Origin of the sequence: Motiliproteus sp. (genome assembly GCF_965230735.1) — a bacterium.
Lineage (GTDB): Bacteria > Pseudomonadota > Gammaproteobacteria > Pseudomonadales > Balneatricaceae > Motiliproteus.
Window position 1 is genome coordinate 3611781 of the sequence record NZ_OZ246016.1, and the last position, 16215, is coordinate 3627995.

The 16215-nt window shown below is 56.2% G+C and carries 15 protein-coding genes; 8 read left to right on the forward strand and 7 right to left on the reverse strand.

Going from position 1 to position 16215, the window contains the following annotated elements:
- Positions 1–4 precede the first annotated feature (4 nt).
- Complete coding sequence (locus ACO05M_RS16710; RefSeq protein WP_421865476.1) at positions 5–634, reverse strand: TetR/AcrR family transcriptional regulator; 630 nt, start codon at positions 632–634, stop codon at positions 5–7.
- Positions 635–841: 207 nt separating this feature from the next.
- Between ACO05M_RS16710 and ACO05M_RS16715 the strand changes: the two genes are divergently transcribed.
- Together ACO05M_RS16715 and ACO05M_RS16720 are read left to right on the forward strand one after the other, a co-directional pair.
- Positions 842–1633, forward strand: coding sequence for a thioesterase family protein (locus ACO05M_RS16715; RefSeq protein WP_421865480.1), 792 nt, complete (start codon positions 842–844; stop codon positions 1631–1633).
- Positions 1634–1882: 249 nt separating this feature from the next.
- Complete coding sequence (locus ACO05M_RS16720) at positions 1883–3904, forward strand: FAD-dependent oxidoreductase (RefSeq protein ID WP_421865483.1); 2022 nt, start codon at positions 1883–1885, stop codon at positions 3902–3904.
- Positions 3905–4507: 603 nt separating this feature from the next.
- Here ACO05M_RS16720 and ACO05M_RS16725 read toward each other — a convergent pair.
- Positions 4508–5389, reverse strand: a complete 882-nt coding sequence (locus ACO05M_RS16725) for a hypothetical protein (RefSeq protein WP_421865486.1) — start codon at positions 5387–5389, stop codon at positions 4508–4510.
- 437 nt (positions 5390–5826) lie between these two features.
- Between ACO05M_RS16725 and ACO05M_RS16730 the strand changes: the two genes are divergently transcribed.
- Complete coding sequence (locus tag ACO05M_RS16730) at positions 5827–6444, forward strand: lytic transglycosylase domain-containing protein (protein ID WP_421865488.1); 618 nt, start codon at positions 5827–5829, stop codon at positions 6442–6444.
- A gap of 28 nt (positions 6445–6472) precedes the next feature.
- On the opposite strand, the gene ACO05M_RS16735 is transcribed toward ACO05M_RS16730, so the two are convergent.
- Together ACO05M_RS16735 and ACO05M_RS16740 are read right to left on the reverse strand one after the other, a co-directional pair.
- Positions 6473–6748, reverse strand: a complete 276-nt coding sequence (locus ACO05M_RS16735) for an acylphosphatase (protein ID WP_421865491.1) — start codon at positions 6746–6748, stop codon at positions 6473–6475.
- A 76-nt stretch (positions 6749–6824) separates the two neighbouring features.
- A complete protein-coding gene (locus ACO05M_RS16740; RefSeq protein ID WP_421865493.1) occupies positions 6825–8111 on the reverse strand; it encodes a YihY family inner membrane protein in 1287 nt (428 codons plus the stop codon).
- Positions 8112–8207: 96 nt separating this feature from the next.
- Between ACO05M_RS16740 and arsC the strand changes: the two genes are divergently transcribed.
- The 3 genes from arsC to ACO05M_RS16755 are packed head-to-tail and all read left to right on the forward strand — an operon-like array spanning position 8208 to position 9576.
- Positions 8208–8558 carry an arsenate reductase (glutaredoxin) gene (gene arsC / locus ACO05M_RS16745; protein ID WP_421865496.1) on the forward strand — a complete coding sequence of 117 codons (351 nt, stop codon included), beginning with the start codon at positions 8208–8210 and terminating at the stop codon, positions 8556–8558.
- Positions 8558–9181: an NAD(P)H:quinone oxidoreductase gene (gene wrbA, locus ACO05M_RS16750; RefSeq protein ID WP_421865498.1), complete on the forward strand. Its 624-nt coding sequence runs from the start codon at positions 8558–8560 to the stop codon at positions 9179–9181. Before arsC ends, wrbA begins: the two co-directional genes overlap by 1 nt.
- Positions 9181–9576, forward strand: a complete 396-nt coding sequence (locus ACO05M_RS16755; RefSeq protein WP_421865501.1) for a DUF2069 domain-containing protein — start codon at positions 9181–9183, stop codon at positions 9574–9576. Before wrbA ends, ACO05M_RS16755 begins: the two co-directional genes overlap by 1 nt.
- 52 nt (positions 9577–9628) lie before the next feature.
- Here the strand turns inward: ACO05M_RS16755 and ACO05M_RS16760 are convergent, their stop codons facing one another.
- The 3 genes from ACO05M_RS16760 to ACO05M_RS16770 all read right to left on the reverse strand — a co-directional run bounded on the left by ACO05M_RS16760 (position 9629) and on the right by ACO05M_RS16770 (position 12732).
- Positions 9629–10183, reverse strand: coding sequence for a hypothetical protein (locus tag ACO05M_RS16760; RefSeq protein WP_421865504.1), 555 nt, complete (start codon positions 10181–10183; stop codon positions 9629–9631).
- Between the two features lie 164 nt (positions 10184–10347).
- Positions 10348–11073, reverse strand: coding sequence for a DnaA regulatory inactivator Hda (gene hda, locus ACO05M_RS16765; protein WP_421865506.1), 726 nt, complete (start codon positions 11071–11073; stop codon positions 10348–10350).
- Between the two features lie 183 nt (positions 11074–11256).
- Positions 11257–12732, reverse strand: a complete 1476-nt coding sequence (locus ACO05M_RS16770; protein ID WP_421865509.1) for a PLP-dependent aminotransferase family protein — start codon at positions 12730–12732, stop codon at positions 11257–11259.
- Between the two features lie 84 nt (positions 12733–12816).
- On the opposite strand from ACO05M_RS16770, the gene ACO05M_RS16775 reads away from it, so the two are divergent.
- Together ACO05M_RS16775 and ACO05M_RS16780 are read left to right on the forward strand one after the other, a co-directional pair.
- Positions 12817–13446, forward strand: a complete 630-nt coding sequence (locus ACO05M_RS16775) for a pyridoxamine 5'-phosphate oxidase family protein (RefSeq protein ID WP_421865512.1) — start codon at positions 12817–12819, stop codon at positions 13444–13446.
- 243 nt (positions 13447–13689) lie between these two features.
- The gene (locus ACO05M_RS16780; RefSeq protein WP_421865515.1) at positions 13690–16206 is read left to right on the forward strand and encodes a bifunctional diguanylate cyclase/phosphodiesterase; all 2517 of its coding nucleotides are present in this window, start codon (positions 13690–13692) and stop codon (positions 16204–16206) included.
- Positions 16207–16215 lie beyond the last annotated feature (9 nt).

The following is a 16215-nucleotide window of genomic DNA, read 5'->3' on the forward strand; positions in this document are numbered from 1 at the left end:
CCGGTTAAACCGGCTCTGCGCCGGCCCCCAGTTGCTGGCGCAACAGTTGGATCAACGTGTCGCTGACGGCATCGACGCTGCTGGCATCGGCATAGATGCCATCGATCGCCAAACGACAGAGACCGTGGAGCGAACTCCAGGCCACCTGGGCGTAGCGTAGCGGTTCGCAGCCCGAGGGGATGGTCCCCTCCAGCTGCCATTGCTCAACCAGTTCAACAAAGCGCCGGAAGGCCGCGTGCCCCTCTTCGATCAGGTGCTGGCTTGGTTCGCCGCTCTTCCAGATGCTCTGGCCGAACATCAGGTTATAAACCTCCGGCTGCCCCATCGCAAACTTCAAGTAGAAGCGCACGAAAGCCTCCAGTTTGGCGCCGGCATCGAGCTGGTCGTTGGCAGCGATCGAGTCCACTTCGGTGGTGAACTCCCGAAAACCACTGATCGCCAACTCGGACAGCAACGCCTGCTTATCGCGAAAGTGGTGGTAAGGCGCGGTGCGGGAGACACCGACTCGATCGGCCAATTTGCGCATGCTCAAGCCTTCGACGCCAGCTTCGGCAATAATCGCCGTCGCGGCTTTGAGCAAACTGGCGTGCAGATCCCCGTGATGGTAGCTGTTCTTGGTGTCGGTCGCTGTCATTGCCCGTTCGCACCTCGGCACGATCCTGTCTGGTTTTGCTCGATTACCAACTCATTGCCCTCGTCGTTGTCCTGCCTGAATCCAAGCACCTCAATCTTGACGGCACTAAAATTAACATGAAGAATTCAACATACGCCTCCGTATTGATCATTCATACCAACTAGGCAGCACAACCACGCTTACGCCATCCGGTAGCAGGACAACAGCATGCTCAAGTCAGAATACAACGCGTTCTTCCACCAGGAAGGTCACTGGTTTGTCGGAAACGACCCGGCCCGAGGCCCCTGGAGCACCGATGCCTGCCACGCCGGCCCGCCGACGGGCTTGATCGCCCGGGCGCTGGAATTACGGGTGACCGACAAGCAACTGGTTCGATTGACCGTTAACCTACTCCGCCCGATCCCGATGGATGGCTTTCGGATTGAAACCGAGATTGTCCGTGACGGTCGTTCGGTCTGCACCGCCTCGGCGCTGCTCAAGGATCGTGACGGTCGGATCTGCGCCAGCGCCCAGAGCCTGCATATCCGCCACGGCAAAGATATTGCCCTGCCCACGACAACGATCGATAGCCCCTGCTTTGACCAAGCGATCCCGGGCCAATTTCCGGTCCGTGAGCACCATCACGACCTGCCCTTTTTCGCCGACGGCATCGAGGTGGCCTACCCTCCCGGTCAGGATGACAGCCCCGGCCCGACAACCCTGTGGATGCGAACCCTGCCGCTGTTGGAAGGCGAGACTCCGTCACCGTTCCAGCGACTCTGCCCGCTGGCCGATTGCGGCAACGGTATTTCCCGCAACTGCGAACTGTCCGAGGCACGCTTTATGAATCCGGACGTCACCATCGCGATCCACCGACTGCCTGAATCCGAGTGGCTCGCCTCCGAAGCGGTGTCCCACTGGCCTCCTGGCGGCATCGGCACCGCGGTCGCCACGCTGTTCGATCAAAAAGGTGCGATCGGTACCGCTATCCAGACCCTGCTGGTCGAGCCCCACCAGTAATCTCGACTTTCCAGTCATTTCAGCATGCTCGGCTCCAATCGGGCCGAGCATGCCTTGTTCTATACCTCCAGCAATCTTGACAGCGTCTATTTTTGCTTATATTTTAACCCAATCTTGACAGTGTCTAATTCGAATTACCGCCATACTATTCTGACTCACAGAGGCCAGACCAACAGAGTCCAGACCAGAATCTGAGCGTCAGAAAGCACAACAACTAAAACGATCTGTGACCCTCTACGGAGACCGACGATGACCGCATCCGCCTACCCCAATCTACTGGCCCCGCTCGACCTGGGATTCACCACCCTGAAAAACCGCGTACTGATGGGCTCGATGCACACCGGCCTGGAGGAGCGTAAAAACGGCTTCGAAAAGATGGCCGCGTTCTACGCCGAACGTGCCCGTGGCGGCGTCGGCCTGATTGTGACCGGCGGTATCGGCCCCAGCATGAACGCCGCGGTATTCCCCGGCGCGGCACTGATGGCCAGCGAGCAGGATGTCGCCAATCACCGTAAGATCACCGACGCCGTGCATGCCGAAGACGGCAAGATCTGCATGCAGATCCTCCACGCCGGTCGCTATGCCTATAACCCCAAGTTGATCGCACCCTCGGCGATCCAAGCGCCGATCAACCCCTTCACCCCCCACGAGCTGACCGAAGAAGAGATCGAAGCCGAGATCGACAGTTTCGCCCGCTGCGCCGAACTGGCCCGCGAGGCCGGTTACGATGGCGTCGAGGTGATGGGTTCCGAGGGCTACTTTATCAACCAGTTCATTGTCACCCGCACCAACCAGCGTCACGACAACTGGGGCGGCGAGTACGACAACCGGATCCGTTTCGCCACCGAAACCGTCAAGCGGATTCGCGAGCGCGTCGGTACAGACTTCATCATCATCTACCGGCTGTCGATGCTGGATCTGGTCGAGAACGGCAGCAACTACGACGAGGTGGTTGAACTGGGCCAGGCGATCGAACAAGCCGGCGCCAGCATCATCAACTCCGGCATCGGCTGGCACGAAGCTCGGATTCCGACCATCGCCACCAAGGTTCCCCGTGCCGCCTTCACCTGGGTCACGGCCAAGGTACGCCAGGCACTAACGATTCCGGTGGTGACCTCCAACCGGATCAACACCCCGGAAGTCGGCGAAGAGGTCCTGGCCCGCGGCGATGCCGACATGGTGTCGATGGCGCGTCCGTTCCTGGCCGACCCCGAGTTCGTCAACAAGGCCGCCGAAGATCGCAGCGACGAGATCAACACCTGCATCGGTTGTAACCAGGCCTGTCTGGATCATGTATTCCAAGGCAAGCCGGCCAGCTGTCTGGTCAACCCCCGCGCCTGCAACGAGACCGAACTGAACCTGATCGCCACCGACTCGCCCAAGAAGCTAGCGGTGATCGGCGCCGGGCCCGCCGGTCTGGCGTTCGCCACCAGCGCCGCCCAACGCGGCCACCAGGTAACACTGTTTGATAGTGCCGATCAGGTCGGCGGCCAGTTCAACATCGCCAAACAGATCCCCGGCAAAGAGGAGTTCTACGAAACCCTGCGTTATTTCGCTCGTCAGATCGAGCTGACCGGCGTCGAACTGCGCCTGGGTACCCGTGTCGATGCCGACGAACTCAACAACAGCGACTTTGATCAGATCATCATCGCCACCGGTATCTCACCGCGCACCCCGGCCATCGACGGCGTCGAGCATCCGAAAGTGCTCAGCTACCTGGATGTGATCAACGGCGCCGAGGTCGGTCAGCGAGTTGCCGTGATCGGTGCCGGCGGCATCGGTTTCGATGTGTCCGAATACCTCAGCCATGCCGGCCCCAAGCCGAGCCAGAATATCGAGCTGTTTATGAAGGAGTGGGGGGTCGATCTCGAGCTGGCAGCCCGTGGGGGTATCGAAGGGATTGAACCGCAATTCGCCCCCTCGCCGCGACAGATTTACCTGCTGCAGCGTAAGAGCAGCAAGGTCGGCGCCAACCTGGGCAAGACCACCGGCTGGGCTCACCGTGCCGGCCTGCTCAAGCGGGGCGTCCAGATGCTGCCAGGCTGCGAATACCACAAGATCGATGATGCCGGCCTGCACCTGAGCGTCGGCGGCGAAGAACAGCTGCTGGAGGTGGACAACATCATCCTCTGTGCCGGCCAGGAACCGCTGCGCGAACTCACCGAAGGCCTTAACAAACCGTTCGAGCTGATCGGCGGTGCCGATGTCGCCGCCGAACTGGACGCCAAGCGCGCGATCGATCAGGGCACCCGACTTGCTGCACAAATCTGATAAAGCCTAGCTAACGCCCGATAGTCCAGTTGAGGAAAACGCCGCGTTTCCTCGACTGGCCTTGGCGGTCACTGCAGAAACGGCGTTAATACAGGCCTTTGTTACTATCATCGTCAACTATGAAGTAACTGAAGACGAACCAATTGGCTATCTGAACTTTGATAGAACGAGAAACTATCGACTTAAAGAGCCCTCCTCCAAAGCCCTACTCAATAGCTGGAACCGACACAAAGAAGGCCTTCAGACTCTTTGCATCAACATAAGTTTGCCTCTTATGATTCCTCATTGATATAAATCTTGTCCATATAAATAATCGTATAATTTTAAAAGTATCACCACGCATTAAGGTAGGATTAGATCTGGCAGATAGATAAGCCAAAGAGCAAATAATAGTTAGAAGAAGCCTCAAGAAGAAAATAGTGAAAAAAACTAGAAGAACAAATTCACTCATAATTCAAAGAAAATTCTTTTGACCAAACATATCGTACAAACAGGATCGGATTACCAGCGCAGTGAATAATACAAACAAAATCTTCACGGTTTTTTTTATTGCGATAGTAGTCATTTTAGTCTTTGCTTAGCTCATCCTACATTCTGTCTTCTTTAATTCTTGGCGCTCACTATATATTCAGCTGAGTTTATTACTTCATCAACACAATTTATTACTATATCAACAACACTTTCCCAATCACGCATATCTCTCTCAGAAATAACAGCAGCAACAGATAGCACTTCATTGTGATTTATTTGAAATCTACATGCTCCCGTTGCCATCCATGTTGTTCCATCACACTCAAATGTAATTTTCATTATCCTTCGTCGACTGTGAATTTCTTTCAACGGCATATATCGTAGATCATAAATTGTTCCATTTTCTCCTTTTCTGAATGACTCCATCATCCGTATATTGCTATTGTATCTCTTGCTTTGCCTACTAGCCCCCCTATAGTATTTTTTATCGATAGAATGCTTCTCTCTTGTAATCTCTATTTTAATTTTGTCTTTGTTGTTTACGCTAGGTGGTAAACTAATAAGTACTCGATCTATTTTCCCATTATTTCTTTTTATTTCATGATTAATGTTATCAGGCATCTTATTTGAAATAATCTCTAAAACTTGGCTTTTCAATGAGTCAGAAACCTCTATATCATATAACATCTTCCCACCAAAAAACTGCCTATAATATTTAAAATCAACACATTTTCCTATTAGAATACGGTCGAACGGCCTTCTATATTTTGCAAGAGAAAACTTTGCTAATTTTTTATCTATTCTAATAAAAACACTATCTGACGCATTACGCCCTCTTTTTTTCTTTACTATACATCCATAGCTTGACTCTATAACCTTTACATGATGTTTTTCTTCAATATAATCAACAACAGGAATCAAAAAAAATACTGAAAAGAACAACTTTGTACTGATTTTTTTAGCGTATATATAAATGAAAACTAGTATTATCCCGCTTATCACAATCCAGTGCATATCTTTTACTAATCCCTTTTAATTCAATGCTTTTGTATCTTTAAGGATACAGAAAACAGTTCCATTACTAGCGTACTATCATCACGGCTTGGGGCGGCTAACGACACGTAGTTGGCACCAATTACCATCAGCGTGAAAGGCAGCTTTGTTTCAATAGCTACCATCACCGACGTTAATCTAAATGTCCGTTTATGTCTCTAGATTCTTTTATCTACTCTGTTGAGCCTACAAAGCACCACCATCAACAAATATCCGATCATATTCGTTTTAGGATCAATGGATAATACCTAACCACCCCCCATCTTTCTGACTTCCATCAAACCAACTCCAGATCGGCGGCTCCTGCACTAGCGATCCCCCCACAGCGGTCATAGAATGGGGTCTTTCTAGCCTCCCTGCTATCCCGCAAATAGCAGGCACCGAGCCAAGATTTTGCCATGCCGACAATTGCCGACAGGATCCATCTTTGCTTCCACCCGGCTGCACTGCTGCAGTTGGCGGCGCTGTGTCTATTGCTGCTGGGGCTGACATGGCCTAGTTATGCCGCTACCCGGAGCCAGCCGCCGGTTGATCAGGAACTGCGCAGCTGGCTGGTCGAGGCGGTCAATCAAGCCGACAGTTTTGAGGATCGTTTCGATGCCGAGGTCTGGTTGGTGGATATGTCGGCTCGGATCAGCCGTTACGTCAAGGACGATCAGGAGCGGCTGCATATTCTGCGTTCCGCCCACCGTGAAGCCAAACGGGCCGGGTTGCCGATCGATCTGGTGATGGGGGTTATTCACACCGAGAGCCTGTTCCAGCGTTTTGCGATCTCGGTGGTGGGTGCGCAGGGATTGATGCAGGTGATGCCGTTCTGGAAGAACGAGATCGGTCGCCCGGAGGATAATCTGACCGATATCGACACTAATCTGCGCTACGGCTGTACCATCCTGAGCTACTACCTGGAACGTTCCAAGGGAAACCTGAGCGAAGCGCTGGCGCGCTACAATGGCAGTTACGGCAAGATGAAGTACCCGAACAAGGTCTACGCGGCCCAAAACCGCTATCTGGATTAGGCCCTACTATCGAGATTTAATCCGCTTGTTAGCGGACCTCAAAACCGTCGAAGCTCTCCGGTTCGTCGATCAATGTCACTTCTACATCCGCCACCCGGGCCAGTTCCGGTCCGACGCTGAGCCAGGCTTCGAGCTGACGCACCGCATTGGGTTCGCCCACCAGCATCGCCTCAACCCGACCGTCCGGAAGGTTGCAGACCCAGCCGGATACATTGTGGTACTCCGCCTGCTCGCGGGTAGCCTGCCGAAACCAGACCCCCTGAACCCGACCGGTAATCCAACAGTGCAACCCTAACCTTTCCATACGACCTCCCGTTAACTGCTGGGACTGATGATTGAAAACATCCGCGCTGAGATGGATGAAACCTCAGCGTGGCATACTATTTAGCCGCGGTGCGCAGCTTGCTGTCGATCTCTTTAACCGTTTCCCGTTGTTGACCGAACAACTGCGCCAAGTTGGTTCCCAACTGCTCAACCCGAAAATCGGTGACATGGGCCAGGGATAGACGCAGCTGATCGGACCAGTGTTGCGGGTCATCGCAATACGCTTGGCTCAGCGCATCCGGTAATGGCCAATGCAGTTTGCTCTGAAACTGCTCCAGGGTCAGGGTATGCAGATCCCGGCACAACAGGTATTGGCCTTTGTGATTAACGCTGACCATGCCGGCCCGTTTCAACTCTTCCAGATAGCGTGACAACAGCAGTACCGAGAGTCCGGGCAAGCGTCGCGCCAGCTGTGATTCGTACAGGCCATGACCGAGCTGTTGCGCCCGCCACAGCTGCTCCATCATCGCCAGACCCCAATACAACGGCGGCGCATCGATCCCTCGGCGACTGGAATCGTAAGTACTCAGGCAACGAACGAACTGCGCCCCCAGCAGCACGATGATCCAGGAGATATAGATCCACAGCAGAAACAGCGGTACAGCGGCGAAGGCCCCGTAGACCAGCTGGTAGGACGGAGACAGCGACACGAACATCGCAAAGCCCCGCTTGGCCGCCTCGAACAGCAGCGCGCTGAGCAGCCCGCCCACCATGGCGTGCCGTAAACGCACGGTGCAATTGGGTACCGCGGCATAAAGCAACGTGAAGGCCGCGCCGCTGAGCAATAAGGGCAGCAGTGCCAGCAGGCGTTCTCTGCCGCCGATCACATCGGTGGCATCGGAGACCAGCGGCAACGAGGTGACATAGGAGGTCAGGCCCAGACCCAGGCCCAGCAGCACCGGCCCCAGGCTCAGTACCGCCCAATAGATCAAGAAGCTCGGCAACCCCCGCCGTGGCTCGCGTACCTGCCAGATACGGTTGAAGGTCTTCTCGATCGATTTGAGCATCATAAAAGCGGTGATGACCAGAAACAGGATACCGATCCCGGTGAGGGATCGGGCCTGACCGGCAAAGCCTGACAGGTATTCTTTCACCGCGGCGCCGGTACTGGGGACGAAATTATCGAAGATCATGCTCTCCAACTGCGGCCCCAATCCCTGAAAGCTGGGCACCGAGGCCAGCATCGCGTAGGTCACCGTCATCATCGGCACCACCGCGAACAGGGTGGTGTAGGTCATCGCCGCTGCATTGAGAATCCCCTGGTTGGCAATAAACTGCTGAAACAGATGCCGAAGGAATCCCAGACTGGTGCTCGAGCCGATTGCAGAAGTGAGGTTTTTCATCAAAGGACCTTAAACCTTAGTTTTCGTAACTTGTTAGCGCTGATTCTACGGTTAGAATAGCCCGATTGATAACCGTTTAGACACCGGAACCCTGCTATGAGCACAATCACCCTCTACCACAACCCGCGCTGTTCCAAATCCCGCCAGGCCCTGCAGCTGCTGCAGGAGAAAGGGGTCGAACCCCAGATCCGCCTGTATCTGGAGGATAGCCCCAGCCGCGAAGAGCTGGTCACCCTGCTGGGACAACTCGGTATCGAGCCCCGGGCACTGTTGCGCAAGGGCGAGCAGGAATACAAGGACAACAACCTCAAGGACACCGAGCTGAACGATGATGCCCTGATCGATGCGATGGTTCAGTTTCCGCGTCTGATCGAGCGCCCAATCGCCATCGCCGCCGATAAGGCCGTGGTGGGTCGTCCGCCCGAAAACGTGCTGGATCTGGTCTGATGACCGACCCACGTCCTTACGTTCTGATCCTCTACTATAGCCGTCACGGCGCCACGGCCAAGATGGCCCAGTATATGGCCCGTGGCGTCGAGGAAGCGGGGATCGAAGCCCGGCTGCGCACCGTGCCTGCGGTTTCGCCCGATACCGAGGCCAGCCTGGATTCGATTCCGGCCGAGGGTGCGCTCTATTGCAGCGACTCGGATCTGCGCCACTGCGCCGGCCTGCTGCTGGGTTCACCGACCCGGTTCGGCAACATGGCGGCACCGTTGAAGTACTTTATCGACGGCACCAGCGGACTCTGGACCAACGGCGCCCTGATCAACAAGCCGGCCGGGGTGTTCAGCTCCAGCGCCAGCATGCATGGTGGTCAGGAAACCACGCTGCTGAGTATGATGCTGCCGCTGATGCATCACGGCATGCTGATCTGCGGCCTGCCCTACTCCGAGCCCGGTCTGAACCAGACCGACGGTGGCGGCACCCCTTACGGCGCCACCCATGTCGCCGGTGAAGACGGTAACCGCGAACTCAGCGAGATCGAACTGCAACTGTGCCGCGCCCAGGGCAAACGGCTGGCCCGTCTCGCCCTGACCCTGGCCGCTAACTCCGATGGGAAGACTGTCTGATGCCGATGATCAAAAACAAGCTCTCCATCGAGCAGCTGCAACAGCGGGTCCACTACAGTGGCCTGGCCACACGACTCTCTCTGCTGGGGCTGATCGGCCTGCTCAGCGCCTGGATGCTGTGGATCTCCCCGCCGGCACTGGCCAACCCGATCACCATCTGGCTGGTGTTAACCCTGCCGCTGGTCGGCTTTGTTCCGGCGATCTTCGGTGGACGGGCCCGCCCCCATATCTGGCTCTGCTTCATGATTCTGGTCTATTTCTGCAGCGGCGTGATCCACGCCATGACCGATAAGTTCATGCTGTTGGGATTGGCCAAGACGATGCTGACGGTGGTGCTGTTCTGCAGTGCGATGATGTACGCCCGCTGGAAGAGCATTCTGCAGGGAATGGAATAGCCCCAGAGTCCAACTCAACCGCCTTCGGTCTGAGCGGATTTCACTTGCGCGTCTAAGAGCGCTGCAGTTCAGGGCCTTGCGGCTCGGACGACGGCGCCTTAGCCGCCGGCAACTCGCCCCTGCCGGCCTGATAGAGCGCCCCGGCCTCCAACATAATCAGCACCATCAGGGTCAGCAGTACCGGTGCCACCGCCACCCGCTGTAAGGCCACGAACATCAGCGCTTCCATCCGTGGGTCGGCCTGGCTCATCGACAGCAGCCAGCCCGCACCGATCAACGAAGCCCCCACCAGATAGGCCAGCAGCAGAATCCGATTTCGCGCCACGGCCAGACGCCAGTGGGCGGCGATAAAGGCCTGCGGGCTACCGGTTTCCCGCTCTAATTGGTTTGCCTTCCAGTGAGTAAACAGTATCACCGCCAATGACAGACTTAAGGGGCCGGCCACCAGCCACCAACGATACGCCAGCAACGCCGATCCCTGGGGAAGAAAGCTGCCCGCCAATACGGCGATCAACATCAATAAATTGATCATCAGCAGATTGATCATCGAAAGTTCGTGGGGGGTACGGGCCCGGCATCGGGTGGATTCGGAGAGGGAAGCATCCATGGCGGTGGTCCTTGCTGGCTGAGAGCATCCTTTCGGCTCAATCAAGAATCGCTTTATTATCTATTTCTAATAAACAAAAAGCCAGCATCGGATCCAGGTCAACCCTGACCTGAAAACCAACAAGTGCAGAAATCAATCCGATATCGGCAGTTCCGTGCCGTCGACTACCAGTCCATGATCTCTTTGACGAAAGGGATCGTGATCCGTCGCTGCGCCGCCAGAGAGGCTCGGTCGAGCTGATTGAGCAGTGCGAACAGTTCACCGGTGCGGCGCGGGCTGCGATGCATAATGAATTGCGCCACATCGTCGGCCAGATCGATCCCCCGTTGTTGGGCGCGGGCTTTAAGTGCCTGGCACTTACCCTCATCGTCCAGCGCCTGGACCCGATAGACCAATCCCCAGCTTAATCTGGAAGCCAGATCAGGCAGCTGCAGTGATAACTGGCGTGGCGGCCGGTCGGCAGCGATCAGCAGGCTTCGCCCCGCGTCACGCAGACGGTTGAACAGATGGAACAGCGGTTCTTCCCACTCCGGTGAGCCGACCGCCAACTGCAGCTGATCGATACAGACCAGATCCAGTGACTCGAGCCCTTCCAAGACCGAAGGGCCATGTCCCAGCAACTGGTCCAACGGTAGGTAGAAGGCACTGCGCCCGAGCGCACCGGCCCGGTGACAGGAAGCCTGCAGCAGGTGAGAGCAACCGGCGCCGCTCTCCCCCCAGAGAAACAGGTAGGGTTCCCCCTGCCCGGCAGCCAGTTGCTCAAGCTGGCGAACCACCGATTCGTTTCGCAGCGGGTAAAAGTTTTCCAGTGTCGTATCGTCCCGCATGCCAAAACTCAGCGCGAGCTGGAACGGGTTATCGACGTCGAGACTGTCTGGCTGGTCGAACAAGGGTGATGAGGTCCTGGCGCTATATCTAACTCACTCCCGGTGGAGTGGTCTCGGGGAACAGGGTCGCTGATTATAGCCCAAGCAGATGAAGCAACGAAGGACTAAACCCGATCGATATTGCGACAGGACCGCGGCCTCCTCAGGGCAAATCATAATGAACCGGAAACCCCTTTTACGTCAGGTTCAAGGGGCAAATTCAGTCGCCAATAATCGATGCAATAGCCTGACCACAGCCTCACGCCCGGCCCCGTTGCTGTGGGCAAAGCCCAGCACCAGCCCATGACGGGGGGACGTGCCTTGAAGGTAATAGCTGGATAAGGGTGTACTGCCGAATCCATTGCGCAGGAACGCCTGACAGAGCGCCTGGTCATCAACCCCGTCAATCTGCAGCACCAGGTGCATACCGGCACTTTCGGCCAACGTTTCGACCCGCCCGGCCAGCGGCTCCAGCAACGCCTGGAGGTGATCCCACTTGTGCTGGTAGCACTGCCGCATCCGTCGCAGATGGCGGACAAAGTGCCCCTCGGCGATAAAGTCGGCAGCCGCAGCCTGCAGCAGCATCGGGATATCACCACCCAGATAGCGCTTGGCCTTCGCAAAGGTCGCAGCCAACGCTTCGGGCACCACCAGATAGCCCAACCGACTGGCCGGCAACAGGGTTTTGCTGAAACTGCCCATGTAGATCACCGGCGTATGCGGCGCCATCCCCTGCAGTGCCGCGATCGGCTTGGCGTGGAAGTGAAACTCACTGTCGTAGTCGTCTTCGATGATCCACAGCCCCTTCGAGGCGGCCCAGTCGAGCAGCTGCAGGCGCTGACCGGCACTGAGGATACCGCCCAACGGGTATTGGTGAGTTGGGGTACAGTACATCAGCCGCGCCTGGGTGTGAGACGGCAGTGCCGTCGTATCGACACCCTGCGGTCCCATCGGTAGCGGTTCCAGCTGCGCCCCTCGTGCCAGAAGGGCTTCGCGAGCGCCGGCATAGCAGGGGTTCTCCACCAGCACCTGCTCCCCCGGATTCAACAACACCAGCGCGCACAACGCCAATGCCTGCTGCGCGCCCTGGGTGATCAGTACCTGCTGAGGTTGGCAGCGCACGCCTCGGGAGGCGGCCAGGTAATGACTCAACGCCTCTCGCAGGGGCTGGTGTCCCATCGGATCATCAAACCCCATCAGGCAGGTTCGATCCGAATGGCGCTTCAGGATGCGACTCCAGGTGGAGGCGGGAAAGCGTGTCAGGTCGGGCAACCCCACCGTAAAGGGCAGATCGGCGGCTCCTTGCGCGTCTTCCGCCCGCATCCCGTGCTCTTCGAGCCCCTGCGCATAACGGGATAACACCGGGGGGCGGACCGAGCTATCCCAAACCGAGGCCTCAAGACCCAGACAATCCTGCGGAAGCTGCCGGTTGACATAGCAACCGCTGCCCATCCGGCTGCTCAGAAAGCCCTCCTGTTTGAGCTGATCCAGCACCAGGGTGATGGTATTGCGGCTGACGCCCAGCTCCTTTGCCAGCCGCCGACTCGACGGCAGGCGAAAACCCGGCTGCAGCCTTCCCTGAAGAATCAGTTGGTGCAGTTGACGATACAGCTGCTGCTGTAACGGCCTGGAGCGATCCAGCTGAATCTCCTCCAGGTGGGGGATCTCAATAATTGGACTCATTATTTTTTAATAATCGGAACTACAGATAGATCCAATAGCATAGAACAATGGTTACCTCATTCGCCAATATCAGGAGTAGAGCCGATGCAGAGTCATCCCCAGCCGGCAACTGTCGAATCGAACCAATTATCCCCCACCGAACGGAGTCGGATTCGCCGCTGTGCCGACCGCGCCAGCTACCGTCGCGACGATATCTACCGCCTGATTGATGATCTGAAAACCGGCCATATCGGCTTTGTCAGCGATGGACTGCCGGTGGTGATACCGATGACGGTATGGCGGGTCGACGATCACCTCTATTTTCACAGCCTGAATAAAAGCCGCTTGCACAAGCTTTGTGAAGCCGGCGCCCAGCTGTGTATCTCCTTCGCCGAATGCAGCGAATGGGTACTGGCCAAGTCCGCCTACCATCACAGCGCCAACTACCGCTCTGTCGTGATCTATGGTCAAGCAGAACGGGTCACCGACCCGCAGCAGTTTGACCGGGCCTTCGAAGTCGTCATCAATCAGATCGAAGCGGGACGCTGGGAGCAGGTCCGGGCTCCCAACGCCAAAGAGCGTAAGATCACCGCGCTGATGCGGATACCGATCGAAGAAGGCGCCTTCAAACAACGTCAAGCTGGCCCCAGCGAAGAGCCGGAAGATATGGGCCTGCCGGTCTTGCACGGCACCGTTCCGGTTTGCCCCTTTCATGCCGAAAAGCAAGGTAGCTAGCCCAAGGGGCATGTTAACGGCGGTTATGCCCACGTAACCGCCGTAATCACTAGGCTTCTGCTCACTACGCCTTGTCGCTAACCTGCTCGATTTCCTTGCCCTATGTCACGCTAGTGACACATTCTCCATTTCCTGCAACAACAGCCGCTAGTCGCTGTTATGACATATTGTTATGGTTGACTGCAGATGGTAAATCCTGCACTGAACGCATGGATATAGCCGCTTCAGAGATTAGTCAGAATCATGCAGGTTACTACCGACCAAAAACTGCTTCGCTTGATCAAGGTTGCCCCCGTGGTGGTGGTAATGATCTTTGCCGTGCTGGTCAATATCTTCGTGGTTCAGGACAACCGTAGCCAGGTCAAAAAAGATACCGCGAATCTTCGCAGTGACTTTCTGGCACAACAGCGGGAACAGATTAAGGCCCAGATCGATCAGGTTTACCGCCAGATCGAGTACGCCAAGGCCAGCACCGAAAACCAACTGAAAGAAACCATCCGCGAGCGGATTCTCGAAGCCTACGGCATCGCCGAGACAATCTATCAGCGGAACTGGGACAAGCCCGAAGCCGAAGTCACCCGCCTGATCACCGAGGCGCTACGAAGCATCCGCTTCAATGACGGACGCGGCTATTTCTTTATCTATAAAACCACCGGCGAAAACGTCATGCATCCACTGCTGCCGCAGATGGAGGGCACATCCAAGTGGGACCTGCAGGATGTCCGCGGCAGCTATATCGTCCGGGAGATGGGCGCCAAGGTGAAAGCCATGGGCGAGGCTTACTACCACTGGTGGTTTGTCAAACCCACCGATAAAACCAAAGAGTTCGAGAAGATCGGTTTCGGCAAGTATTTTGAACCCTACGACTGGTTTATCGGAACCGGCGAGTATCTGGTAGACGTTGAAAACGATATCAAGACGCGCTTGCTGAAACGGATCAACAGCATCCGTTTTGGGGAAAACAGCTACCTGTTCGTGTTCGACTACCAGGGTAAGGTACTGGCCCATGCCCTGAAGGACACGATCGGCACCAACCAGCTGGCCGATCGCGACAGCAGCGGCCAACCCTATATTCAGAACCTAATCCAAACCGCACAACAGGGCGGTGGTTATGTGCGCTATATCAACCCTTACACACCGAGTACCGGCGAAGCCTCGGATAAGCTCAGCTATGTGCGAGGGGTTGATGACTGGCAGTGGGCCTTGGGCACCGGGATCTATCTACAGGAGATCGAGGCGTATCTGGGTCAGCGCGAACAACAGATCCTGAGTCAGCACCGAGATAATCTGACCAAGCTGCTGGTGTTGAGCTTCCTGGTGACCGCGATCGTACTGCTGATCTCCCTGAGTCTCAGCAAGAACATCGCCAACCGTTTCCACAAACTCCAGCGCCGTATCTCCCACGATTTTGATGAGTTGGAGCAGACCAAGAACCTGATGCAGCAGATGGCGCAACACGACGCGCTGACTGAACTGCCGAATCGCCTGCTGTTGACCCAGCAGATTCAGCAGGCGATCGAACTTTCAACCAGTACCGACAAGCAGCTGGCGGTCATGTTTGCCGATCTGGACGACTTCAAGAAGATCAACGATCTCTATGGCCACTCCACCGGTGACAAGTTACTGCAGGCGATCAGTCACAAGTTTGCCGAGCTGATCGGTCAGGAAGACTCGGTGGCGCGCTTCGGCGGCGACGAGTTTGTGTTCTGCTTCCCGCAACTCGACTGCCATAACGATGCCCTGAGCCGGGTCGAACTGATCAAACAGGTCTTCGCCCAGCCCTTTGAAATAGACGGCAAGCAGCTCTACTCCAGCTGCAGCATCGGGGTGGCGATCTATCCGATCGACGGCAACGAGCCGGAAGAGCTGATCAGCAAAGCCGACATCGTGCTGTACAAGTCCAAGGCACGGCAGAAAGGCGATGTGCTGTTCTTCGATCAAAGCATCAACGAACAGGTGCAGCATGACTTTCTGCTGGAGGAGGAGCTACGCCACGCCCTGAGCCGTGACGAGTTCCATCTGACCTATCAGCCACAACACCAGATCAACGACGATCAGCTCCACGGCGTCGAAGTGCTGCTGCGTTGGAATAACCACCGTCTGGGGCAGGTGCCGCCGTTTGAGTTCATCCCGCTGGCCGAAGACACCGGCCTGATCCACGATATCGGCCTGTTTGTGATCGAACACGCCTGCCGCGATATCGCCCGGTTCAACGCCGGGCGCAACGAGAATATTCAGCTGTCGATTAATTTGTCGCCAAAGCAGTTGATCGCCAAGGACTTTATTGCCCAGCTGGTGAAACGGATCGATCCCACCGGGCTGCCCTACCAGAGCATTACTCTGGAGATCACCGAGAACGTCTTGATCAGCGACCTGGTGGCGGTCACCCCGGTGCTGCAGCAGCTTCGCGACCTGGGCTTCTCTATCTCGCTGGACGACTTCGGCACCGGCTATTCGTCCCTGAGTTACCTCAACACCCTGCCGATCAACGAGATCAAAATCGACCGTTCCTTTATCAACAAACTGCTGAGCAACGATCAAAGCGACTCGTTGGTGAAGACCATCATCGCCATCGGGGCCTCCTGCCATATGAAGGTTGTTGCCGAAGGCGTCGAGACCGACGAGCAGCTGCAGCGTTTGTCCCAATATCGGTGCGACATCGCCCAGGGTTACCTGCTGGCCAAGCCGATACCCTTTGATGAGCTGTGTACGCTTTACCCCTCTTGCGAACCGAAACTGAGCGCCGAGCCCAGCTCATAACAACCCCGA

Coding starts and splice junctions, on each gene's coding strand:
- ACO05M_RS16760 (WP_421865504.1), bottom strand. CDS start 10,183: ATGGATGCTTCCCTCTCCGAATCCACCCGATGCCGGGCCCGTACCCCC.
- ACO05M_RS16770 (WP_421865509.1), bottom strand. CDS start 12,732: ATGAGTCCAATTATTGAGATCCCCCACCTGGAGGAGATTCAGCTGGAT.
- ACO05M_RS16740 (WP_421865493.1), bottom strand. CDS start 8,111: ATGAAAAACCTCACTTCTGCAATCGGCTCGAGCACCAGTCTGGGATTC.
- ACO05M_RS16720 (WP_421865483.1), top strand. CDS start 1,883: ATGACCGCATCCGCCTACCCCAATCTACTGGCCCCGCTCGACCTGGGA.
- ACO05M_RS16755 (WP_421865501.1), top strand. CDS start 9,181: ATGCCGATGATCAAAAACAAGCTCTCCATCGAGCAGCTGCAACAGCGG.
- ACO05M_RS16730 (WP_421865488.1), top strand. CDS start 5,827: ATGCCGACAATTGCCGACAGGATCCATCTTTGCTTCCACCCGGCTGCA.
- ACO05M_RS16715 (WP_421865480.1), top strand. CDS start 842: ATGCTCAAGTCAGAATACAACGCGTTCTTCCACCAGGAAGGTCACTGG.
- ACO05M_RS16725 (WP_421865486.1), bottom strand. CDS start 5,389: ATGCACTGGATTGTGATAAGCGGGATAATACTAGTTTTCATTTATATA.
- ACO05M_RS16780 (WP_421865515.1), top strand. CDS start 13,690: ATGCAGGTTACTACCGACCAAAAACTGCTTCGCTTGATCAAGGTTGCC.
- ACO05M_RS16735 (WP_421865491.1), bottom strand. CDS start 6,748: ATGGAAAGGTTAGGGTTGCACTGTTGGATTACCGGTCGGGTTCAGGGG.
- ACO05M_RS16710 (WP_421865476.1), bottom strand. CDS start 634: ATGACAGCGACCGACACCAAGAACAGCTACCATCACGGGGATCTGCAC.
- wrbA (WP_421865498.1), top strand. CDS start 8,558: ATGACCGACCCACGTCCTTACGTTCTGATCCTCTACTATAGCCGTCAC.
- ACO05M_RS16775 (WP_421865512.1), top strand. CDS start 12,817: ATGCAGAGTCATCCCCAGCCGGCAACTGTCGAATCGAACCAATTATCC.
- arsC (WP_421865496.1), top strand. CDS start 8,208: ATGAGCACAATCACCCTCTACCACAACCCGCGCTGTTCCAAATCCCGC.